At 61.4% G+C, this 22,671-nt stretch carries 14 protein-coding genes; 6 read left to right on the top strand and 8 right to left on the bottom strand.

Annotation, left to right across the window (positions count from 1 at the left end):
- The first annotated feature begins 60 nt into the window (after positions 1 to 60).
- From VEK15_25475 to VEK15_25460, 4 genes are all read left to right on the top strand, one after another.
- Entirely contained in the window at positions 61 to 1,263 is a 1,203-nt protein-coding gene (locus VEK15_25475) for a glycosyltransferase family 4 protein (GenBank protein HXV64076.1), read from the top strand.
- Positions 1,264 to 1,401: 138 nt separating this feature from the next.
- Positions 1,402 to 2,277 (top strand): hypothetical protein, encoded by an 876-nt coding sequence (locus VEK15_25470; GenBank protein ID HXV64075.1) that lies wholly within the window; start codon positions 1,402 to 1,404, stop codon positions 2,275 to 2,277.
- Positions 2,278 to 2,308: 31 nt separating this feature from the next.
- Positions 2,309 to 4,501 (top strand): pyruvate kinase, encoded by a 2,193-nt coding sequence (locus VEK15_25465; protein HXV64074.1) that lies wholly within the window; start codon positions 2,309 to 2,311, stop codon positions 4,499 to 4,501.
- A gap of 26 nt (positions 4,502 to 4,527) precedes the next feature.
- Positions 4,528 to 5,673, top strand: coding sequence for a glycosyltransferase family 4 protein (locus tag VEK15_25460; protein HXV64073.1), 1,146 nt, complete (start codon positions 4,528 to 4,530; stop codon positions 5,671 to 5,673).
- A 2-nt stretch (positions 5,674 to 5,675) separates the two neighbouring features.
- On the opposite strand, the gene VEK15_25455 is transcribed toward VEK15_25460, so the two are convergent.
- Genes VEK15_25455 through VEK15_25445 form a run of 3 tightly spaced genes read right to left on the bottom strand, consistent with a single transcriptional unit; the run spans position 5,676 to position 8,479 of the window.
- On the bottom strand, positions 5,676 to 6,593 hold the full coding sequence (locus VEK15_25455) for a hypothetical protein (protein HXV64072.1): 918 nt from the start codon (positions 6,591 to 6,593) through the stop codon (positions 5,676 to 5,678).
- Positions 6,594 to 6,643: 50 nt separating this feature from the next.
- On the bottom strand, positions 6,644 to 7,651 hold the full coding sequence (locus tag VEK15_25450; protein HXV64071.1) for an NAD-dependent epimerase/dehydratase family protein: 1,008 nt from the start codon (positions 7,649 to 7,651) through the stop codon (positions 6,644 to 6,646).
- A gap of 60 nt (positions 7,652 to 7,711) precedes the next feature.
- Positions 7,712 to 8,479: a WecB/TagA/CpsF family glycosyltransferase gene (locus tag VEK15_25445; protein ID HXV64070.1), complete on the bottom strand. Its 768-nt coding sequence runs from the start codon at positions 8,477 to 8,479 to the stop codon at positions 7,712 to 7,714.
- 302 nt (positions 8,480 to 8,781) lie between these two features.
- On the opposite strand from VEK15_25445, the gene VEK15_25440 reads away from it, so the two are divergent.
- A complete protein-coding gene (locus tag VEK15_25440) occupies positions 8,782 to 11,364 on the top strand; it encodes a CotH kinase family protein (GenBank protein HXV64069.1) in 2,583 nt (860 codons plus the stop codon).
- 36 nt (positions 11,365 to 11,400) lie between these two features.
- Here VEK15_25440 and VEK15_25435 read toward each other — a convergent pair whose 3' ends face one another.
- Both VEK15_25435 and VEK15_25430 read right to left on the bottom strand, forming a co-directional pair.
- On the bottom strand, positions 11,401 to 12,108 hold the full coding sequence (locus VEK15_25435; protein ID HXV64068.1) for a DUF4956 domain-containing protein: 708 nt from the start codon (positions 12,106 to 12,108) through the stop codon (positions 11,401 to 11,403).
- A 50-nt stretch (positions 12,109 to 12,158) separates the two neighbouring features.
- Positions 12,159 to 13,658: a hypothetical protein gene (locus VEK15_25430; protein ID HXV64067.1), complete on the bottom strand. Its 1,500-nt coding sequence runs from the start codon at positions 13,656 to 13,658 to the stop codon at positions 12,159 to 12,161.
- 211 nt (positions 13,659 to 13,869) lie between these two features.
- Between VEK15_25430 and VEK15_25425 the strand changes: the two genes are divergently transcribed.
- Positions 13,870 to 15,177, top strand: coding sequence for a cation:proton antiporter (locus tag VEK15_25425; protein HXV64066.1), 1,308 nt, complete (start codon positions 13,870 to 13,872; stop codon positions 15,175 to 15,177).
- Here the strand turns inward: VEK15_25425 and VEK15_25420 are convergent, their stop codons facing one another.
- The 3 genes from VEK15_25420 to VEK15_25410 form a co-directional block, all read right to left on the bottom strand.
- Positions 15,178 to 16,713: an alkaline phosphatase family protein gene (locus VEK15_25420; protein ID HXV64065.1), complete on the bottom strand. Its 1,536-nt coding sequence runs from the start codon at positions 16,711 to 16,713 to the stop codon at positions 15,178 to 15,180.
- A 251-nt stretch (positions 16,714 to 16,964) separates the two neighbouring features.
- Positions 16,965 to 22,481, bottom strand: a complete 5,517-nt coding sequence (gene uvrA, locus VEK15_25415; GenBank protein ID HXV64064.1) for an excinuclease ABC subunit UvrA — start codon at positions 22,479 to 22,481, stop codon at positions 16,965 to 16,967.
- Between the two features lie 7 nt (positions 22,482 to 22,488).
- Positions 22,489 to 22,671, bottom strand: a 183-nt coding sequence (locus tag VEK15_25410) for a tRNA pseudouridine(38-40) synthase TruA (protein HXV64063.1), incomplete at its 5' end; no start/stop codon positions are given.

The raw sequence follows: 22,671 nt of genomic DNA, 5'->3' as shown, positions 1-22,671 counted from the left end.
TTCGGCGATCCCATCGGAAACATAGGAACGAGGGGGGCCGTGCATTCCGAAGCACTCAGCGTGCGTCCGACAGTCGTCGTCGCCGGCATCCTTCCGCCGAGCGTGGGTGGCATCACGTCGTTTCTACTCGAAATGATGTCCTCGAGCCTCGCCGCGGATTTCGAGCTGATACCGTTCAACACCGGCCGACCTCACAAACCCAATGTGACCAACAATACCGGCTATGGGGCACTCTGGAACGCCGGGCTCGGTCGTATGTTGCGTGCGATCGGTGTCACGTTGAGACACGTTCTCACTTTTCCCTGGTTGCTGTGGAAGAGCCGACCTTCGCTGATTCACCTTCATACCTCGCCCTATTGGAGCTTCTGGGAGTCGGCGATCTACCTTCTGGAAGGCCGGCTTGCCGGCGTACCTTGCGTTCTGCAGTTCCATTTTTCCTTCCGCGCGATTTACGACAAGAGCAGCTCGCTTTCGCGAAGACTCATGCTGTGGGTCGTGCGTCGCAGCCGGGTCTTCGTCGTCATCTGTCACGAAGATCTGGAGTTTCTCGATTCGCTCAGTGGTGCTGGCGCCTTGGTCGTTTACGTGCCGAACGGCGTCGACGTGCGCCGGATTCAGAGCGAGGTCGCTGCCGCGCGCCAGGAAAACGCCGGTGGAGAGGGCGGCCCCGACCCCGAAGTCTTGTTCCTCGGAGGCAGCGAGACGGTTCGGAAGGGTTTGCCAGAGCTTCTTCAAGCCCTCCCCACGTTGGTTTCCCGCTTCCCCGGCCTGCGATTCCGCCTGCTCGCCGTGCCCGGCGACATCGTTCGACGCCATGTGCCGCCCCAGCTCCGCGATGCCTGCCTGCGCGAAGACTGGGTCTCGGGCCCGGCCAAATACGCATTCTTTCGCTCGAACAGCATCTTCGTTCTTCCATCACACGGCGAGGGAATGCCGATCGCCATCCTGGAAGCCATGGCAGCCGGGCTCCCCATCGTCGCATCGGCGGTCGGCGGTGTTCCCGACTTGATCCGAGACGGCGAAGAAGGGTTGCTCCTGAGGCGGATCGATGCGCCCTCGATCGTCGAAGCGGTCACCAAGCTGAGGTGCTCCAAAGCGCTGTGCGAGACCCTGGGGGCGAACGCGCGGCGGCGGGTCGAAAGCCACTTCGACGTGGTCGACACCGCGAAGCGTTTCCGGGAGACCTATCGGCTCGCTCTGGGACACACGTGGTCGCTGCCCGATGAACGTCGCGCCGCCTCCACCGCCGCGAGGCAAATCTAGTCAGGCTGATGAAAAAGTACAGCCCAGCCTGGCGAGCGGTGGCCATGACATCTGCCGCGAGATCGGCGCGCAGCGCCGCAAAGGCCGAGCCGTGGCGGCCGGACGATCGCGGGTCCCGCCACGGCAATGAGAGAGAGAATGTTCGAGAATAACGGATCCCGGAAAACTCGCTATCCGCGCGAGTTGCGCGATCGTTCGCTCCTCGCCTTCACGCACATTACTCGTACCGGCGGAAACAGCCTGATTCACGTGCTTCGCTACAACTATTTCATGCGCTGCTGTGACGTCAGACCTCTATCGAGACATTCGGACGGGGTCTTCGGACCCGACGACATGATCAAGATCTGGAGAATCAATCCGCTGGTCGAGTGCATCGTTGGGCACTCGGTGAGACCGAACGACGATCTGGACGCGGTCTTTCCCGGAATCCGGTACATAACGCTCCTGCGCGATCCGGTCGAGAGGTACGTTTCGCAATACCTTCAACACCTGGCGAAGCGAGGATATCTCCCCTTCGAATTGTTCTTCAAAAAAGACCGAGCCAATCGGCAGACGAGGTTCATCGCCGGCTCGGAGGACCTGTCCGCCGCCAAGCAGATTCTGGCGCAAAGGTATCTTGCGGTGGGGTTATCAGATCAATTCGACGAGTTTCTCGTCCTTCTCTCCAAGAAACTGGCGCCGCGCTTCGTCGCGCCCTCCTATCGGATCGTCAACGTCTCTTCCGACAAGCAAGCGAAACAGAGAATTCTCGATCGATACCGAGATCGAATTCTAGAGACGCAGAGGCTCGACATGGAGCTCTACAACTTCGTCCGGTTCGAGCTGTTGCCGAGAGAGAAGGCCAGGTTCCCCGAGTTCGATGACGAAGTGAAGCTTCTCAAGGAACGGCGGGCCAAATCGAGACCGCCGCGCATGCTCCCTTGTGTGGATTACCTGGTGCGGCAGGTCTACTACCGGCCGGCAACCGGACTCGTGAGAGCGCTCAATGGACTGCCGGCTCGCGGACAGAAGTGATGGGAAAAATACGCCATAGGTAGGACAGCTCATGAATGAAAACCGGAACGACGCCAACATAGAACTACTCTGCACCCTGGGACCCTCGTCACTCAACAAGCGAATCATCAAGCGTCTCGACGAGCTCGGCGTGAGTCTCTTCCGGCTGAACCTGTCTCACACGAAGGTCGAAGATGCGGCGAGGATCATTCGTTTCGTTCAGAGGAACACCTCGGTGCCTCTGTCCCTCGACACCGAGGGGGCTCAAATTCGAACCGGTGACCTCGTGGAGGGGACGATTCGCGTCCGGGAGAACAGCATCATTCGCGCTCGTGAGCTTCGCGTGCCCGGAAACAGCCGTGAGCTCAACCTCTATCCTCCGGGGATCACCGCGGAGTTCGTCGTCGGCGACTTCATACACATCGATGCCGATGTTCTCGTCCAGGTGATCGAGATCGAGCCCGACGCGGTGGCGATGCGCGTTCTCCGAGGAGGGACGATCTCTCAGAACAAGGCGGTGACGCTCGAGCGAGATATCAGCATGTCGCCTTTGACCGAGAAGGACCACAAGATTCTCGCCATCGGGCGCGAGCTCGGAATCAGACACGTCGCTCTGTCCTTTGCCAACCGCGAGTCCGACATCGATGTCATTCGCCACGCCGCCGGACCAGGGGCATGGGTCATCTCCAAGATCGAGTGTCGTGCGGGACTGCGCAATTTGGAGGCGATCGCCCGCGCCTCGGACGCGATCCTGATCGACCGCGGCGATCTGTCCCGGGAGGTTCCCATAGAACAGATACCCGCCGCGCAGAAGAGCATCATCCGCAGGGCTCACGACGCGGGTCGAAAGGTCTACGTGGCCACCAACCTGATGGAGTCGATGACCACGCTTCCGGCCCCCACTCGGGCCGAGGTGAACGACGTGTTCAATACTCTCGTGGACGGCGCCGACGGTCTGGTTCTCGCGGGGGAGACGGCCACGGGGAAGTTCCCCATCGGTTGCGCGGGAATGCTGTTGAAGATCATTCACCAATACAAGACCAGCCTTCGACGACCCTTCACCTTGGACCCTCTTCCGTCCATTTCTCTGCTCGTCGAGCCTCACGGAGGACGTTTGGTCCAGCGCCTCGCAAGCCCGGGAGACTCGGACGATCCGAAGGGCCTGGAGACTATCCTGGTGGACGACTCGGTTCTCGTCGATTGCGAGCAGGTTGGTGTCGGTGCCTACTCGCCGCTCACCGGGTTCATGGACCGCGAGACGCTGGAATCCACGCTCGAGTCCAACCGGCTGCCCGATGGGACGATCTGGACGATGCCGGTGCTCCTGCCAATCGGCCGTGAGAGCGCTCGAAAAATCGGGCCCGGCACCCGAGTCGCGGTGGCGAACCTCCAGGGACGAGTCATCGCCATCGTCGATGCTCGAGAGGTATTTTCCGTCGATGTCGACGCTCTTGCTCGCTCTTGGTTCGGCAATACGACCGCGGAGCACCCGCGGGTCCGGAGGCTTCGCTCGGTCGACGGGACATTCCTCGCCGGAGACGTGACTCTCGTCAAGCGTTTCTCCTCTCCGTACCAGCGCTATACTCTGACGCCCGCGCAAACTCGGTCGGTTTTCGTCAAGAAGGGTTGGAATCGCGTCGTCGGCTTCCAAACGCGAAACATCCCTCATCGGGTACACGAGATCGTTCAGAGTAGCGCTCTGGAGAAATCAGACGCCGACGGTCTGTTCATCGCCGCCGCTATCGAGCCCGCGAGCCCGGGAGAATTCCTTCCCGAGGTCGTTCATAGCGTCTTCCAGGCGATGTTCGATTTCGGTCGCTATCCTTCTGAGCGAATCCTCTTCGGCAGTTTTCCCGCGCAACCTCGTTTCCCCAATCCCCGGGACGTCGTCGCTCGAGCGCTCTGTTTGAAGAATTATGGGTGCAGCCATGTCGTGGTGGGACCGGAATGTGGCACCGGTGACGAACGCTTGCCGCTCGACGCCGTGAAAGCCCTCTTCGAGAATCTGGGCGGTATCGGCGTAACACCCATCTTTTTCGACGAGATAGGATATGAGCAAAGGGAAGAGAAGTACGTGGACCTCGACTCGACCGGTGCCGCGCCCGTCAGGAGTGCGGTCATGAAGCAGGCACTCCGACGCTCCGGCGAGCTCCCCCCCTGGTTCCTCAGTGATCTCATTCAGGAGGTCTTGCGGGCCGAGGTGGCGGCCGGCCGACCCCTTTTCCACGGCGAGGCCGCTCGATAGCGACTCCGGGGTCGGTTCGAGCTCTCATGAACCCCGCCGACCGACCGCAGGGTCGACGGGGTGCTCGGATCTGTTTCGTCGCCCCGAACGCCTACTCCGTTCTCAAGCAGGATACCGACCACGGATTCATGGGAGGTGCCGAGCTTCAGCAGGCCCTCATCGGGGAGGAGCTCGCGAAAAGAGGCTACTCGGTGTCCTTCATCACGATGAGACACGGCCGCGAAGAGACGGAACGGTTAGGGCCGTTCGAGGTCTTCACCACCTACGGGCCGGATGAGGGCATCCCGGTCCTTCGCTTCGTCCACCCCAGGCTGACTCGTTTGTGGCGGGCCCTTGTTCAATCGGATGCGGATCTCTACTTCGTTCGGGGCGCCACGTTTCGTCTCGCCCCGGTCGTCTATTTTGCGCGGCGAGCCGGTAGGAAGGTGGTCTTTTCCGGGGCCGATGATCCCGATTTCGACCCGAAGAGCGTGAAGATCCAATACCTGAGAGACCGGTTGCTGTATTTCTGGGGTTTACGACGGTGTGACGCGATCACCGTGCAGAACCGCTGGCAGCAGCGGTCGCTGAGAGAGAACTTCGGTCGAGACGCTCCCATCATCCATAACGGGTTTCGCCGAGTGGAAGCGCCTTCGTCGTCGCCGGGTCACGATGTTCTCTGGGTCGCCAAGATCCTGAGACGCAAGAGGCCCCAGTGGCTGCTCGAGCTCGCCAAAGGAATACCCGATGCCTCGTTCGTCATGATCGGTGGGCAGTCGCGAGCCAGCGCCACCGAGAGCGCCTTCTACCGCGAGGTCGAGGCGCGCGCTCGCCCGATCCCCAATCTCCGCTTCAAGGGATTTCTTGCCTTCGGAGAGGTGGAGAAAGAGTTCGACAATGCCCGGATCTTCGTCAATACCTCGGAGCACGAAGGGTTCCCGAACACTTTTCTCCAGGCGTGGTCACGGGGAGTCCCGGTCATCTCCTTCGTGAACCCCGACGAGCTGCTGGAGCGGCATCAGCTCGGGCTCGTCGTAAAGAGCCTGGACGAACTGATCCGCAAGGTCAGAGACGTCCTCGAGGGCAGGATCGTCTTCGATCGCGCCCGGATCAAGGCGTTCTACGAAGAGAACTTCTTGCTCGAGAACGTCGTCGACCGGTACGAGCGTGTTTTCCGATCCGTCTTGACCTAGGCCTATTGTTCCTCACCCGCTGCGGGCTCGAGCGGCGGCGTGTGAGCGTAGACGTTCTTGCTGACTTCGTAGGCATGCTTCTCGAGCTTCAGTGACTCCGCGCGGACCTCGGCCATTGCCTCGGCGTCGAGCTCTTCGAACTGTGTCAGCTCCAGCGTTTCTTTCGTCTTTTCCCCCTCGCCTCTCCAGCCTACATAAACGTTCCCCACGCCCCGAGCGTAGTATTTGAGCTGCTGGGCATCCGGTTCCGCCGCGCTGCCCTCGGCAATCACCAGGACGTCGTCGAAGCTTCCCGCGGGTACCGTGACTTGCTGGCCCATCTGATCGACGATTCCACGGTCCGTCCAGTCGACCGCGGGCCCCCACCCTTGAGCGTAACTGGGTGTACCTAGCTGCGGGTTCGCCTGCATCATGATTCCGGCCCTCGCCTCCTCGAATCCATGGATCCACGTCGGCGCGGCGACGAACTCGCCGTCTTCGTACTCTTCGGGATACTCACCCATTCGCCAGACCGTGCCGTCATCGTCCTGGGCGAAGAAGGCGAGCTCCGCCTCGACGAGATTGTTGTCGCTGTAGTCGAGGTCCCAGGTCACGACCGAGCGAACCCCACCGATGACCTTGGTGAAATCGGTGACGTTGATCACTACCCGATGAGGCACGGCGGTGCCGTCATCCTCGATGGTCGTTCCTTCGTAAACGTAGCGTGTCCCCGGCTTCATCGGCATCCAGGCGTTGTCGATTCGAGTCGGGTCGCTGAAGTTCTCGGGATCGAGTACCTCGAAGTTCCCTTCGGTCGTCTCCGTGGTCTCCGTCTCGGTCGCCTCCTCATCGGCTTGTCCCGGCGGGCTATCTTGTGCCTGGGCGCAGCCAATGAACAAGCCGAAACATCCAAGAGCGAGCAGTATCTTGATCCATTTCATGATTTCGAGACTCCTTCCTTGATGAAGCTCACTGATGACTGTACCCGAGTTCAGCTAGCTGCGGAAACATCCACGGTAGCGTAGGGTGCGCCGGCACGATTCTGCTCCACCTGCCGTTCGATCCAGGGATAGGTCTTCCGCAGCCCCTCGACCAGCGGCAGGCTGGGCCGCCACCCCAGTTTCTCGTGGATGAGGTGATTGTCGGAGTTTCTGCCCCGTACGCCCTGGGGACCGGGCACGTGTCGCAGCGACAGTTTCTTGCCCGCGATCTCCATGATCAGGGCGGCGAGCTTGTTAATGCTCACCATCTCCTCGGAGCCGATGTTCACCGGGCCAGTCCAGTCCGAGCGAAGGAGGCGCATCGTGCCCTCGACGCACTCGTCCACGTACAGAAAGGACCGGGTCTGGGTCCCGTCTCCCCAAATCTCGATCTCTCCGCCGTCGGGCGCTCCCGCCACTTTCCGGCAGAGCGCGGCGGGAGCTTTCTCTCGGCCGCCGGTCCAGGTCCCCTCGGGGCCGAAGATGTTGTGATAGCGGGCCACCCGGACGTCGAGACCATAGTTTCTGTGGAAGGAGAGATAGAGTCGCTCGCTGAAGAGCTTTTCCCAACCGTACTCGCTGTCGGGATCGGCGGGGTAGGCAGAAGCCTCGTCGGTCTTGGGGTTCTCCGGATCCAGCTGGTTGTATTCGGGGTAGATGCATGCCGAGGATGAGTAGAAGATTCTCTTCACGTTCCTTCGTCGGCAGGCCTCCAGAATGTTCAGATTGATCATCGCCGAGTTGTGCATGATGTCGGCGTCGTTCTCTCCGGTGAAAACGAACCCGGCTCCACCCATGTCGGCAGCCAGCTGGTAGACCTCATCGAACGGCTGGTCGACGACGTAACGACAGGATTGAGGATCCCTCAAATCGGCGATGACGAAATCGTTGGCATGGGTTGCGGCGTACTCGGGGAATTTCAAATCGACCCCACGAACCCAGTAGCCTTCCTTCTCGAGCTTCTTCACCAGATGACCACCGATGAAACCTCCGGCCCCCAAAACGAGTGCTCTTCTCATCCTTCCCCCTTCAAGATGCTGCAAAACACGGGTTGGCAAGCGGACCGGGTTGGAACGCCGCTAGACTTCGTACTCGAATCGCTTCAAACCAAGCATTTGCTGAAAGACCAGCCAAAGGAATTGGGGATTGTTTCGCAGGTAACGCTTCCACAATCGCGAAGGCTCCATGCTCAGACGGAAGAGCCATTCGAGCCCGCTACGCTGCATCCACCGGGGCGCTCGCCTCAGCAGTCCAGCGTTGAAATCGAAAGCCGCCCCCACGCCAATGAGGACCGGTGCTTGGAGTCGGTCGGCGTGGGCGGCCATCCAGCGTTCCTGTTTTGGTGTGCTGAGGCCCACCCAAACGATATCGGGATTGGCCTCGTTCAACGTGGCGACGATCCGCTGATCCTCCTCCTCGGTGAGGGCTCGAAACGGCGGCGAGAAAGTCCCGACGACCTCGAGCCCGGGGAATCGTCTCGTCAAACCGTCTCTCAGAAGGTCGGCGACTCCGTCCTTGCCGCCGTAAAAGTAGTGACGGTATCGGCGATTCACCGAATGTTCGCAGACAGCGGGAAGGAATTCCGGACCGCAAACCCGGTCCACCGTTGCGAACCCCTGGAGCCGACTGAGCCAGACCAAAGGCATCCCATCGGGAGTCACCATTCCCGCGCGGTTGTGGATACGTTTCAGCTCGCGGTCGCTCTGGCTCTCGACGATGCCGTGTACGCTCGTGATAGTGACGTAATGCTTTTCCCTCTTCTCGATCCACTCGTCGAGCGTCCTCAAGGCTTTCGAGGTGTTGATCGGGCTTACACCGATGCCCAAAATGTTCACTTTCTCGTTCATGGCCGACAACAACAGCCGTCACGAGGAGGGGGGAGTGCTCGCGACGCTCCACAGATCGGTGCTTTTTTTTGGGGGGAGCTCTTAATGTATACGAAAGTCGCGAGTTAGCAAAGCATTATCTTCGCAGAGGTATAACGCCATTGATTTCAAGAGCTTCACTGGTCGCGGCTCGTTTCGAGAAAAACGGTGGCAATGTGAGAAGAGTTGCCTTAGTGTAAAGATGGGGACAGAACATCGAGGGGTCCGATACCACCGGCGCCCGCCGGTTGAGGCCTTTCGACGTCAGGACTGGGGGGTCCGCAATGTACGTAAAAGAGCCTGACGACCGTTCGGTATGGCGTAGGACGGCCCGCCCGTTCGGCTACCTCCGCCGTCATCGATTGCTCGCCAAGCTCCTCGCCGTTCTCCTGGGAATCGGATCTCTCGCCGCCGTGGCGCTTTCCTGTGTCTACTACGGCGCGACGCTTCATCGAGATCACCGGATTCAAGGGTGGGAACAGATCGTCCATTATGTCATCGATTCCGGATTGGCCATGCCCGTCAACTACGTGAAAGGCTTCGCGGCACCGGTCGAATCGATGACCATCGACATCAGTCTCGATAACCTTCAACAGCTTGCCTATGTTCGCGAGATCGCCTTCATCAACGATGAGATACCCGATGCGAGCTATGTCGGTGCCACCCTCACGGTGAATGGCAAAGTCCACGACGTCAAAGTGAAGCTGCACGGAACTCTGGTCGATCACGTCAATTCGGATAAGTGGTCGCTCCGGGTCAAGACCAAGGGAGAAGACACGGTCTTCGGCATGAAGAAGTTCAACCTCATGCACCCCAAGACCCGCTACGGCATCTACGAGTGGGTCTGCCACAAGCTCCACGTGAGAGAGGACCTGATTGCCCTACGAACCGATTTCGTCGACGTGACGCTCAACGGGGCCCACAAGGGGATCTACTTCCTCGAGGAAGCTTTCGACAAGCGAATGATCGAGCACAACCGGCATCGTGAAGGGTTGTTGTTCAAGCCGACGAGGTCCATTCCCGTGTTCGACAAGGACAAGGCACTCGTTGACCCCAACATGGAGCGTCAGATGGCGCTGCTGCAGGAGACCTATGATGCTTTCCTCGACGGCGAGATCCCTCCCGCGAGAGTCTTCGATCTCGAGAAAATGGCGAAGTTCTACGCCATCGTGGATCTCGTGGGCGGGTTTCATCAACTTCTACCTGCGAACATGCATTTCTACCTCAATCCAGTCAGCGGTCGTTTCGATCCAGTGGGACGGGAGTGGGACGTTCACTTCTATAGGCCGATACGAGGGATCTGGGGTGAGTCGAGGGACACGTCGGGGCTCGGGCTTTCGTATCGAGACGTCGAGCTTCATCGACGACTCTTCGACGATCCCGACTTCTACCGCCTCTACGTTCGGGAGCTGGAGAGGATCTCCAGTCCCGAGTACCTGGATGGGTTCTTCGCCGAGATCGACGGCGAGCTCGATGCCAAGCTCGCGATTCTGCACAAGCAATACTCCTATTACTCCTTCTCCAAGGACTATTTCTTCCAGAACGCCGAGACCATCCGGAGGACCTTGGCACCGAGTCGGCCGTTGAAAGCCTATCGGCATGCGGGCGACGGAGATCGAGTCGTTCTTTCGATACAGAATCTCGTGTCCGTGCCCATGGAGATCCTGTCCCTGTCGCGCGGCGGTGTGGTTCTGGAGCCGGTGAGCCCGGCGGTCCTGCCCCCGGCGTCGAAGGAAGCGTACGGCCGCTTCGAACGAGTCTCATTCCCCGCTCTCGGCGAATCTCCCGAGGTTGCGCCGGGCCTCGTCGTACCCTGGGTTCTTTCCGCCAGCGTTCTGGGATCAACGACACGGCTCCCGATCGATGTCCTTCCCTGGCCCTACGAGGGCGGTCCGGTGCGCCGGGATCTCGTGCGCCAGGAGCCGAATCACCGCGAGTTCGAGTTCGTGGAGGTCGACGAATCCTCGGGCACGTTGTTTCTGAAACCCGGAGAGTGGCAACTGCCGAGAAACCTCGTCATCCCCCCGGGACTGCGGGTCGTTTCCCACGGCGGCTTTCACCTGGATTTGAGGAGCTCGGCGGCCGTTCTTTCGTACTCCCCACTCTATCTATTGGGCTCGGAGGAAGAGCCCATCGTGATCGAGTCGAGCGACCGGACGGGGCAGGGCCTCGTCGTCCTCAGCGCCGGCGAGGTATCGAAGCTGAACCACGTTACGTTTCGGAATCTATCGAATCCGAACCAGCTCGGTTGGACGCTGACCGGCGCGATTACGTTCTACGAATCACCCGTCGAGTTCACCGACTGTCGGTTCGTGGAGAACGGCTCGGAAGACGGCTTGAACATCATTCGCTCCGAGTTCCTGATTCGTAACTCCCTCTTCGACCGGCCGCGAGCCGACGCCCTGGACGCCGATTTCAGCCGGGGCTCGATCGAGAACACGATGCTTCGAGGCTGTGGCAACGATGGAATCGACGTCTCCGGCAGCCAGATCGAGCTTCGTCAGGTCGTGATCGACGGAGCGGAGGACAAAGCGTTGAGCGTCGGGGAGCACAGCGTGATGCGCGCCTGGGACGTCGAGATCCGGAATGCCGAGCTGGCGGTGGCGAGCAAGGATTCCTCGGAGATGATCCTCGAGAACATCACGTTGTCCCGCTCGACCATTGGGTTTACCGCCTACGTGAAGAAGGCTGAGTTCGGGCCGGCCTCCATCAACGCCCGCGGAGTGAGGATGGAGGCGGTCGAGATTCCCTTTCTCGTCGAGGAGTCGTCGTCGGTTATCGTCGACGGGGTCGAAGCCGTCTCCAGCCGAAAGAACGTGAAAGACATTCTCTACGGGGTGGAGTTCGGCAAGGCCAGCGTCCGCTGAGGGGTTCAGAGTCGCGGCCCAGCTGGAAGCGAAGCTTCAACGAACGGCTGTTCCCGGGGTCATTTTGCGGTCGTTCAGGTAGCTCACCTTCACTCCGTCGCTCAGCTCTTTCAGCGCGGACTTCATCTGAGAGAGTTGCTCGCTTCCCGCCATATCGACCCGGAAGGTGGCTTCGAGACGGCCGCCGGTGTCGTCGGATCTTTTCAGCTCCGCCGCCGCTGCGTTTCGGGTCACCGTCTCGATGAGCGTCGCGAGCTTGACCTGGCTCGGGTCGTGGCCGAACAGGATCACGTGCAAGTTCGCTGGTCGATCCGGTCGGCGCAATTCGCCGCGAATGACCACTACGCTCAACATGACGGCGAACGCGAAGATCGTGAGCACCGCTTGCTCCGCGCCCATTCCCAGGCCGATTCCGACGGCGAGAACCAGGTAGACGAGCTCCTCGGGTTCCTTGATCGCGGCTCGAAATCGCACGATCGCCAGGGCGCCAATGACTCCGAGCGCGAGAGCTACGGACGATCTCACGATCGAGACGTACAGAAGCGTCGTCAGGCTGATGAGCAGGAAGCTTCGGGCGAAGAGCCGTCGGTTCGATATGGCGCTTCCGTATCTCGTGTAGACACCGCCCAGTGCCAGAGCAAGGATTGCCGCGAGCAGACAGTGGATCATGAAGGAAACGATGGGGTGCTGCATGCTGACCGCCGCCAGGAAATTCTGGAGCGACGAAACGGGATCCGAGCTCATCGAAAAAGGATAACATGGTCTCTCGCTCGCGCAGCTTTCGACGGCGTGGCTCAGAGGCGGGCCCAGATGCCCCGTTTGGCCGCCATCAGCGTTTCCGCAAACGGACGATTCGAGTCCACGTCGATGATGTGGAGAGCACTGCGCTCCAACCGTTCGACGGCTAGAAGCTTGGCTTTGACCACAGCCGGATCGTGGTCCGGCTTGCGTCGGAGCGCGGTCTCGGCGGTGACGTGAAGTAGGACGATGCAATCGGGCGGCCCGATCGTGTCGTAGAAGGCCTCCTCCTTCCGGGCGAGGTAGGCTTCGGCTCGGCCGGGGGTCCCATTTCTCGAAAGCCACGCGATGCGAGGACCATCCATCGGGGCCACGGGGCCGGTCATGTGCTTCCAGATCCCTGCGAGCGGATAGCGATCGGTGAGTACCAGCGACCCTTGAGCGGCCATTCGGCGGCTCACGCGATGACGGCGAGCGCGCATGGCGGCAACCGAGATGTGAAACAGCGATTCGGCCAGGAAATGAGGCGACCGCAGCGCTTTCGCGACCGCGTTTCCTTCGCCCAGGAGCCGAACCGCGATCCGATGGACCCGCGACGTGAGACGCGAGACGCGCCGAAGCTGCCGGGAGAGGAGCGGAAGATGCGTCCCCGTGCCCATGTAACACCGATGCGTATCGACTTTCCACGACAGCCAGGTTTGGAGCTCTTCGACCATCGTGCTCTTGCCCGCACCGTCTGCCCCGACGATGGCGATCACCGCCCCGCCCGTCACCGGGACCTTCTTCGCCGGTGCGAATGAAAGCCACCGCCGCAAGCGTCTCGTGGCGAGAATTCCCAGGTACTCCGCGTTGGCTCGAAGACGCCCCTGCCGCTGATAGGCTTTGAGCTCCCGCCTCAACTGGAACCGGAGGCTCCACACCGCCGCCGCCGCCCGCGGTTTGCGGGTGACGAGGTCCAGGAAACTCAGTACGATGCGCGGCGAAACGAGCGAGAATTCATGGTGCAGCGCGCTCTTCACCCCGTCGGCCGAGCTTTTCCCGCGCAAGTGCTCGATCTCCTCCAGGAGATCTCTCGTCAAGCCCGGCGAACCCAGCCCCAATCCGTCTTTGACGAAGTCCCGGACTCGGTACTTCAGCAGGCCGCGGATACACAACAGGATCAGCTCGAGCTCGGCACGGGGGATCTTGACTCCGGCCTTCACCAGGGGATTCGTGAGGAAGGATTCTTCGAGCGGCAAGCGGTAGTTCTTCACGTGTCGCTCGCCGAGGACCAATTGGTAGTGAACGTGAAGATGGAAGAGCCGCCCGCTTTCTTCATCGAATCCAAGGTAATCTTCCAGACCGGCGTAGCGCTTGGCCCTCTCCGAGACGAAGGGCTTGATCGAAAGCTCGCAGAGGACTTGCTTGAAGCGAACGCTCTGGCTCCTGTCGACCAGCAGATCCAGATCCGTTCGACCGGCAAGTGCTCGGTCCAAACTGCGATTGCTTTTCCAGTGACAATAAGGAATGCGCTCACGATTCAAGCGGTCGAACAACTCGGTGACGGCCTTCAGCATGAGCAATAAAGATTGTAGCGGGTAGGATCCTTTATTTGCGATTTGACATAAAGGCGAAAAAGCCGGTATAAAATAATCAGGGCTGCTTCCATGGGAAGCGAGGATTCTTCCCAACCCTTCCAAGCTCATACCCACTGAGCAGACCTAGCGTCTGGCTAGGCATCCCTTCGTATCGGTGTATTCACGTTGAGTCCGAGGAGATTCTGAGCTCATGAGCGTTTCGGAAACAGTCACTTTGTCCAACCTGGAACTGACCCGGACGTTTTTCGCCATTGCGCTCCTGCTCGTTTCGGCGCACTTCTTCGGATATCTCTTTCAGAGGTTCGCCCTTCCCAGGGTCATCGGTGAGATCTTCGGCGGCTTGCTGCTGGGTCCCACCGGGCTGGGGTTCATCTGGCCAGATGCCCACAATTGGATCTTCAATGCCTTCCAGGCGGAAGGGAAGCTGATCTCGATGATCTACTGGTTCGGTCTCGTCTTGTTGATGTTCATCTCCGGTTTCGAGCTGGAGAAGTCCGTCGATAAGAAAGACCGAAGGATGATTCTCGCCATTCTATTGGGATCCACGGTCGTTCCCTTCCTCGCCGGATGGATGGCCCCGACGTTCTATGACTTTTCGCCTTACCTGGGCACGAAGGCCAACATGCCCGCCCTGAAGATCGTCATCGCCATCGCGGTGGCGGTGACGTCGATTCCGGTGATCTCCAAGATATTCCTGGATCTGGATATCATCCATACCCGATTCGCGAAGATCGTGCTGGCCACGGCCACGATCCACGATGTTTTTCTGTGGATAGCTCTCGCCATTGCCACAGGGCTGGTGAGCGCCACCACCCTGGGCATAGGGAACATCGTTTCCACGGTGGTGATCACCATCGTGTTTTTTGCCCTGGCGCTTTCGGTCATGCCCCGGTTGATCCGGTTCACCAACGGTTTTCGGTACAATCTCCTCATCAAGTCTTCTTCTTCCGGTTACGTTCTGTTCATTTGTCTTCTCTTTTCCGCAACCGCCAGCGTGCTGGATGTCAACATCGTTTTCGGAGCTTTCCTCGCCGGCATCGTCATCGGCGTCATGCCCCGGGATCGATTCGGCGAGGCAAAGAAGCACATCAAAGAAATCGGCCTGGCTTTTTTCATTCCCTTGTACTTCGCCATCGTTGGGCTGAAGCTCGACCTCGTGCATCATCTCGATTTCATGTTCTTCCTCGGATTTCTGATGTTTGCGAGTGTGTTCATGACGGCGGGAACCTTGGTCGCGGCGAGATTGGCGAAGAAGGACTGGCTATCGAGCTTCAACCTGGCGGTCGCGATGAATACTCGTGGCGGACCAGGCATCGTGCTGGCCACCGTTGCCTTCGATCTCGGAATCATCAACCAGACGTTCTTCGTGGCGCTCGTGCTGATCGCGATCGTGACCTCCCTGTTGGCGGGCTACTGGTTCAAGTACGTCATTTCCAGAGGGTGGCCGCTCCTGACGGGTGAGCTGGAATTGCTGCAACAGGGTAGGCGTCCGGCGTAGCTACTCATCGAAGATCTCGGCGAGAATTCGCCCGACGGAGCCGGCGGGGACCTCGATGTCGAGAAGGGCGGCGAGGGTCGGCGCAACGTCGTTGAGCGCGGCAGCGGCGTAGTAGCGACCCGGCCGAATGCCGGCGCCCATGAAGACGAGCGGGATGTGGCTGTCGTAGTTGTAGGGCGAACCGTGGGTGGTTCCGGACTCTCTGCGAATCCAGAAGGGATCGAGCAGGATCTCGAGGTCGCCTGAGCGCCGGGCGTGGAAGCTGCGCAGCACGCGGGCGTCGATGACGTCGTAGGCGGGACGTCCGTCGAGGATCTGCTGCCGCGTGTAGACGCGCGCGACCTGCGGATGCTTGCGCATCGCCGCCGCGACGATCTGTTCGGCTTCGGCCGGGTCGATGCGCCGCTCCGACATCAACTGGTAGTTGAGGTACGGTGACGTTCCCGCGGTGCCAACGATCCACTCTCCCGGTCCGAACCGGGCTTCGAGCGCCTGCCGGGCCCCGGCGAAGAAATCGCCCCGCACGCGTCCGCCGGGCATCCGCTGCGCTTCCAGCACCTCGGGCAGGGGGCTGACCGAATGATCCGCCGTGAGGACGACGAGCACCCGGTCCATGCCGAGCGTCGCGTCGAGGGCCGAGAACAGCCTGCCGAGGGTGCGGTCGACGGCGAGCGAGACGGCGTGCACCTGAGGGGAGTCCGGCCCGAAGGTGTGGCCGACGGCATCGTCCGACGAGAAGCTGATCGTCAGGACATCAATGACTCCCCGCTGTCCAATCTTCTCCTCGCGAATCAGCACTTCGGCGAATCGTTCCAGGAGGTCGTTTCCAAAGGGGCTGTCGAAGACGGCGGCGTTCAGGCGGGCACCCGCCTCGGAGGGTAGCGCCGATCCTTCGCCCCATGTCCGGCCGGCGAACTGTTCGACCGGGCGTGTCTCGTTGAACTCCTGGGCCCAGGCCGGAAGACGGGTGAAGTAATAGTCGCTGCTGACGAACGCGCCGCTTTTCTGGTCGTACCAGAACGCACCGTCGGCCATCCGGCCCGCGGACAGAATGGCACTGCGATCCTTCAGCGAGATGCCGAAGACCTTCGACGTGGGAGAACCGCTGCGCTTGAGCTCGTCGCCTACGGTGCTGACCAGGAGCCTTCGCGGTGAGGCGCCCTCCCCGTCGGCGCCGAGCAGCCGGGCGTCCCCGTCCGACACGCTCGTGACCCGGGCGCCGGTCTCGCGATCGTACCAGTCGTTTCCGATGATGCCGCTCGTGGCCGGTGTCGCACCGGACAGCATCGTGGCGTGCCCTACCGCAGTCACGGTCGGGTAGTGTTCGAGATGGGCATTGACGAAAGTCGCTCCCCGGTCCAGCAGCGTACGGAGACCGCCGGTGTACTCGTCATCGAAGCGCGGAAGATAGTCGTAACGGAACTGGTCGATGGCCACCAGCAGCACGAGAGCGGGATCCGGGCGTCGTGCTTCTGTCGAGTGCGGCGTCGCTGGCTCGGAAACAACGGCGAGGAGCAAGAGGGCCAGACGTGGCACGGCGGTATTATCGCCAATGCCGATGTGAAAAAGGCGAAAAATTTACGACTTCGTTACCAGCGCGTTTCCTTCCGGTAACCACGGCCAGACTGGATTTTGCGATGATCGCATCGAAGTGGAAAGGGAGTCGAAGGGAGGCCATCGCACCATGAACACGAAATCGACTTTCTGGAGGTTGGAGTTGGACGAAACTGGAGTCGTCGTTTCTCTTCTCGCCTTCATGGTCCTGTTCTTCTGTTTCGTCTGAGCTGTCAAGACGCCGCCGAGATTCGCCCCTCGTCGAAGCGGGCACGCAGGAACCTTGCGGTGTAGGAACGTTGCGAACGGATGATTTCGGAGGGCGGGCCCCAGGCGACGAGCTCGCCGCCTTCGTGCCCGCCCTCGGGACCCAGGTCGATGATGCAATCGGCTTCGGCGATCACGTCGAGATTGTGCTCGATCACAACGACCGTGTGACCTTGATCGACGAGTCGATGTAGCACGGCGACGAGCTTCTCGATGTCGGCGAGATGGAGCCCGGTCGTGGGCTCGTCGAGCACGTAGAGGGTGGGAGTACCACTAGGCTTCGCCAGCTCGTAGGCGAGCTTGATACGTTGAGCTTCTCCACCCGACAAGGTGTTCGAGGGCTGGCCGAGGGTGAGATAAGAGAGCCCGATCTCGTTCAACAAGCGCACCGGTCGGTGGATGCCGGGGATTGGCCGAAACAGCGATTCCGCTTCCGCCAGAGTCATCTCCAGGACTTCGTGGATGTTCTTTCCATGAAACGTCACGCCGAGAGTCTCTTCGTTGTACCGGCGTCCCTCGCAGCGCTCGCAATGAACGGAGACGTTCGGCAGAAAGCTCATCTCCATCTTGATCGTCCCCTGGCCCTGACAGACCTCGCATCGACCGCCCTTGACGTTGAAAGAGAACCGGCCGGCGGCATAACCCTGTACCCGGGCCTCCGGAGTCGAGGCGAAGAGCTTGCGGATTTCATCGAAGAAACCGACGTAGGAGGCGGGGATCGATCGAGGCGTCTTCCCGATCGGGCTCTGATCGACCTCGAGAGCCCGTCCGATGGCTTCGACACCCTGGATGTCGTCGTGCTCGCCGGGCAGGGTAGCGCTGCCACTCGTGCGAAGGATCCCTCGATAGAGCACGTCGTGAACGAGAGTACTCTTGCCGGATCCCGAGACGCCGGTGACGACGTTCAACCGTCCGAGGGGGAAACGGACATCGATATCCTTGAGGTTTCTGGCTCGGGCGCCGCGGACGACGACGGAATCGACTCCGTCCAAAGAACGAGTGGCTCGCCGCGACTTGGGAGGTCGTCTCAAGAGACGTCCCGTCAGCGAATTCTCGTGAGACATGACCTCCTCGGGAGTCCCGGCGGCCACGATACGACCGCCCTCGCGCCCTCCCCCCGGGCCGAGGTCGATCACGTGATCGGCGCTGCGGATGGTTTCCTCGTCATGCTCGACGACGACGACGGAGTTCCCCGCGTCGGCCAGCGAGCGGAGCGTCCGCAGGAGCAGACGATGGTCGCGGGCGTGAAGGCCGATCGTCGGCTCGTCGAGAACGTAGCACACGCCTCGGAGCCGCGAGCCGAGCTGGGCGACGAGGCGCAACCGCTGCGCCTCACCGCCCGAGAGCGACGTGGCCGGTCGCGACAACTGCAGGTACGAAAGTCCCACCTCGCCGAGGAGCGAGAGTCTCGGCTCGAGCTCCTTCAGGATGGGCCGTGCCACTTTTTCGAACCGTGGAGAGCTTTCGCTCTCGGTAACGGCACCTAGCCAGGCGAGCGCTTCCGAGGGTGTCATCTCCGCGACCCGCTGTATCGGGACGCCTCCAAGCTTGACCGCCCGCGCCACTTCGTTCAGGCGAGCGCCGGAGCACCTGGGGCATGGATGCTCCATGCGGAACCGCGCGAGAAATTCGCGGGCTTCCCCGCGCGCGGCTTCATACGCGGGCTCCAGCGACTTCCGTAACGACCGCAGGAGATCTCTTCTCTTGGTGAGGGCGATGCGACGCCAGGGACGCCGGGTGTCGATGCCGAGATCCTTCACCAGGCGCGTCAGGCGAGTCCGGATGAGTCCGGGAAGGGTTCGAGGCGCGTCGGTGAGGATGGTGAGGGCTCCTTCGCCGAGACTCTTCGAGGAGTCGCGGACGAGCGCTTCGTCGGAGAAGCTCGTGAGCGAGCCACGCCCGCCGCACCCCTGGCAGGCGCCGTAGCGGCTGCTGAAGGAGAACAGCCGAGGGTCGGGCTCTTCGTAGCTTCTCTCGCACTTCGGGCACGCGCGATTCACGTTGTAGTAGCGGCTCTTTCGCCGGGACAGCACCAGGAGCGCTCCCCGGCCGACACGAAGCGCACGCTGGATCGCAGCCGGTGAGGAGCCTTCGGCAACGAGCGCCTCGATGTCGTGCTCCACGTAGCGCCTGAGAGGACGCGCCCGGGACGTAGGGACCACCACCCCGTCGATCCGGAGCTTCTTGAAACCGTCCTTCAGCGCGCGCTCGATCACCTCGCGGTGAGCCCCCTTGCGCGCCCGTATCAGCGGCGCAAAGACCGAGAACTTCGTATCGCCGAACCGGGCGTGGATGTCGGCGACGATCTGGTCCTCGGTCGAAGGCGCGATCGGAACGTCGCAGTCGATGCAATGAGGTACGCCGAGCTTCGCGTAGAGCAGCCGGAGGTAATGATAGATCTCGGTGACGGTCGCCACCGTGGACATCTTTCCCCCCCGGGTCAGCCGCTGCTCGATGGCGATCGTGGGGGGAATGCCGCTCACGAGGTCGACCTCGGGTTTGTCGAGCACCTGAATGTACTGACGAGCGAAGGCGGAAAGACTCTCGAGGAACCGTCTCTGTCCCTCGGCGAACAGGATGTCGAAGGCGAGGCTGCTCTTTCCCGAACCGGAGAGGCCGGTCACCACGACGATCTTGTCGCGGGGGATGTCGACGTCGATGGCCTTCAGGTTGTGCTGGCGCGCACCGCGGACCTGGATCTCTTTGGGGGCAGCCGGGGCTCGCCTCAATGGCGACGGCTCGATCGGCGTGGACTCGTTGCGAAGGCGGGGAGCGAGGAACCTGGCGGTGTGAGAGCTCGCGCTCCGGGAGATCTCTTCCGGGGTCCCCACGGCGACGATCGTTCCGCCTGCTTCCCCGCCCTCCGGGCCCAGGTCGATGATCCAGTCCGCGCATTTGATGACGTCGAGATTGTGCTCGATCACCAGGATCGACGCGCCCTCGGCGAGGAGTTTCTCGAACGCCTCGAGCAGCACGCGGACGTCTTCGAAATGAAGACCGGTGGTCGGCTCGTCGAAGAGGAAGAGGACCCGGTCGGGGCGGCTTTCGGTCATCTCGCCGGCGAGCTTGAGCCGTTGCGCTTCCCCGCCGGAAAGCGTGTTCAACGGCTGGCCCAGACGGAGATAGGACAGGCCGACTCCCGCGAGGGTCTGCAATGGCGCCTTCACCTTCTTCCGATCCGAGAAGAACTCGATGGCTTCGGCGACCGTCATGTCGAGAACGTCTCGGACGTTCTTGCCACGGTATCGAACTTCGAGGACCTCCTTCTTGAAGCGCGCGCCCTTGCAGGCCTCACAGGTGACGTAGACGTCGGAGAGGAACTGCATCTCGACCTTCTCGAAGCCGTCTCCGGAACAGAGGGGACACCGGCCGCGATCGACGTTGAAGCTGAAGGTGCTGGAGTCGAATCCCGCGCGCCTGGCCTCGGCGGTCGAGGCGAACAATCGTCGAACCGCATCGTACGCCTTCAAGTAAGTGAGAGGGTTGGCTCGCGGCGTGCGGCCCAGCGGTGCCTGATCGACGAGTACCATTTCCCGGATGTGCTCGAGATCGTCGATTCCGTCACAAACCTCGGGCGCGAGTCGGCCACCGCGCCGCAAACGCTCGTACCCTTGGAAGAGCACGTCTCGAACGAGGCTGCTCTTTCCCGAGCCCGACACTCCCGTCACCGCAGTGAGAACTCCCAGGGGAACCTCGACGTCGATTCCCTTCAGGTTGTTCTTGCGCGCCGCCCGCACGTGAATGCTGGCCACGGGACGTCGTCGCCTCTCGGGGAGCGGAATGACGCGCCTGCCCGACAGATATTCGGCGGTGACGGACTCCGCGCTGGAGAGGAGACCTTCGGTCTCACCGAAATAGACGACCTCGCCACCGGCTTCACCGGCGCCGGGGCCGAGGTCGAGCACGTAATCGGCGCGCCGGATGACGTCGCGGTCGTGCTCCACGACGACGACGGTATTGTCGGCTTCTCGAAGCCGGCTCAGGATGTCCATGAGGCGGTTCGTGTCCCGCGGGTGAAGGCCGATCGAGGGCTCGTCGAGAACGTAGAGCGCGTTGACGAGCGAAGAGCCGAGCGCCGTCGTGAGATCGACCCGCTGGACTTCGCCGCCCGATAGCGTTCTCGACTGCCGGTCCAGGGTCAGGTAACGGAGACCGACGTGTTCGAGGTAGTCGAGGCGGTTGACGATCTCCCCGAGGATGAGCCCAGACATCGGGTCGTCCTCAGGCCTTTCGAGCTCCCGGAAGAGCTCGAGCGCGTGGGACACGTCGAGAGCGTAGATCTCGGCAATGGTCTTGCCGTCGAGCCGATAAAGAAGCGTCTCCGGCGAGAACCGCGTACCATGACAAGCGGCGCAGGGCCGAAAGCTCCGGTACCTCGAGAGCAGCACGCGTATGTGCATCTTGTAGGTCTTGCTCTCGAGCCACTCGAAGAATCCCCGGATCCCGTAGAAGTCCCCATCGCCTTCGAGAACGAGGCGCCGATGCTCTTCGCCGAGCTCGCGATAAGGGACGTCGACGGGAATGCCGCGGCGACGGCAAAAGGCCATGAGGTCGTCCTGGCCATCGGAGTAGCTGTCCGTGGTCCACGGCTTGACTGCCCCTTGGGACAGGCTCAGCCGCGGGTCGGGTACGACGAGATCCATGTCGATGCCAATCGTTCGGCCGAAACCCCGGCAGGCCGCGCAGGCGCCGAGGGGGCTGTTGAACGAGAAGAGATTCGGCACCGCTTTGCGGTAAACGATGTCGCACTGGGGACAGTGCCTGCGGTCGCTGAATTTCAGCTCACCCAGTGTCTCGACGAACACGCTGAGCGCGCCCTTGCCGTACCGGAGCGCTTGGGCGAGAGAGTCGAGAAGCCGTTCCCGTGCCCGCTCGCCCAGGCGGAGCCGATCGACGAGAACGAGCACCCGGTCTCGACCGATCGGTTCGAGCGGCTCGACGGTTCCATCGGGGCGAACCGCCCTCGAGAACCCGAGCTCGCGCAGCTGGGCGAGGGCCTGCGCCGCGTCCAGCTTGGCACTCACCAAGAGAGGAAAGCACACGAGGGCGCGCCGGCCCTGGTGAACGGCAAGCTTGGACGCGATGGAGCCTGGATCGTCGCTCTCCACTCTTTTCCCGCATCCGCTGCAGTGGAGCGTCGCCCGGTTCGCGAACAGCAGTTTCACGTGGTCGTTGATCTCGGTCATCGTCCCCACGGTGGAGCGCGAGTTCTTCACCGGGTTGCTCTGGTCGATCGCGATGGCAGGAGGAATCGATTCGATGGAATCGACGTCTGGCTTGTCCATCCGGTCGAGAAACTGACGCGCGTAGGTGGAGAAGCTTTCCACGTAACGTCTCTGTCCTTCGGCGTAGAGCGTGTCGAAGGCGAAGGACGACTTGCCCGATCCCGACAGGCCCGTCACCGCGACGAGACTCCCGACGGGAAGCTCGACGTCGATGTTCTTGAGGTTGTGGTGCCGGATTCCGCGCAGGCGAATGGTCATCGGTCGCTCAGTAGTCCACTCTCACCAGATGAAGACCCTTCGCCGGTGCCGTGGGCCCCGCGGCCGTACGATCGTGAGAGACGAACAGCTCTTCGATGGATGAGCGTGGCCGCCGGCCCCGACCGATCTCGAGAAGCGTGCCCACCATGTTTCGTACCATATGCCGCAGGAAACCGTTGCCCGTGACCTC

The organism is Vicinamibacteria bacterium (assembly GCA_035620555.1).
GTDB lineage: Bacteria > Acidobacteriota > Vicinamibacteria > Marinacidobacterales > SMYC01 > DASPGQ01.
The sequence above is the reverse complement of the archived record's forward strand: the minus strand, read 5'-3'. Positions and strand labels throughout refer to the sequence as shown.

Coding starts and splice junctions, on each gene's coding strand:
- VEK15_25460 (HXV64073.1), top strand. CDS start 4,528: ATGAACCCCGCCGACCGACCGCAGGGTCGACGGGGTGCTCGGATCTGT.
- VEK15_25470 (HXV64075.1), top strand. CDS start 1,402: ATGTTCGAGAATAACGGATCCCGGAAAACTCGCTATCCGCGCGAGTTG.
- VEK15_25435 (HXV64068.1), bottom strand. CDS start 12,108: ATGAGCTCGGATCCCGTTTCGTCGCTCCAGAATTTCCTGGCGGCGGTC.
- VEK15_25425 (HXV64066.1), top strand. CDS start 13,870: ATGAGCGTTTCGGAAACAGTCACTTTGTCCAACCTGGAACTGACCCGG.
- VEK15_25445 (HXV64070.1), bottom strand. CDS start 8,479: ATGAACGAGAAAGTGAACATTTTGGGCATCGGTGTAAGCCCGATCAAC.
- VEK15_25450 (HXV64071.1), bottom strand. CDS start 7,651: ATGAGAAGAGCACTCGTTTTGGGGGCCGGAGGTTTCATCGGTGGTCAT.
- VEK15_25430 (HXV64067.1), bottom strand. CDS start 13,658: ATGCTGAAGGCCGTCACCGAGTTGTTCGACCGCTTGAATCGTGAGCGC.
- VEK15_25440 (HXV64069.1), top strand. CDS start 8,782: ATGTACGTAAAAGAGCCTGACGACCGTTCGGTATGGCGTAGGACGGCC.
- VEK15_25455 (HXV64072.1), bottom strand. CDS start 6,593: ATGAAATGGATCAAGATACTGCTCGCTCTTGGATGTTTCGGCTTGTTC.
- uvrA (HXV64064.1), bottom strand. CDS start 22,481: ATGACCATTCGCCTGCGCGGAATCCGGCACCACAACCTCAAGAACATC.
- VEK15_25465 (HXV64074.1), top strand. CDS start 2,309: ATGAATGAAAACCGGAACGACGCCAACATAGAACTACTCTGCACCCTG.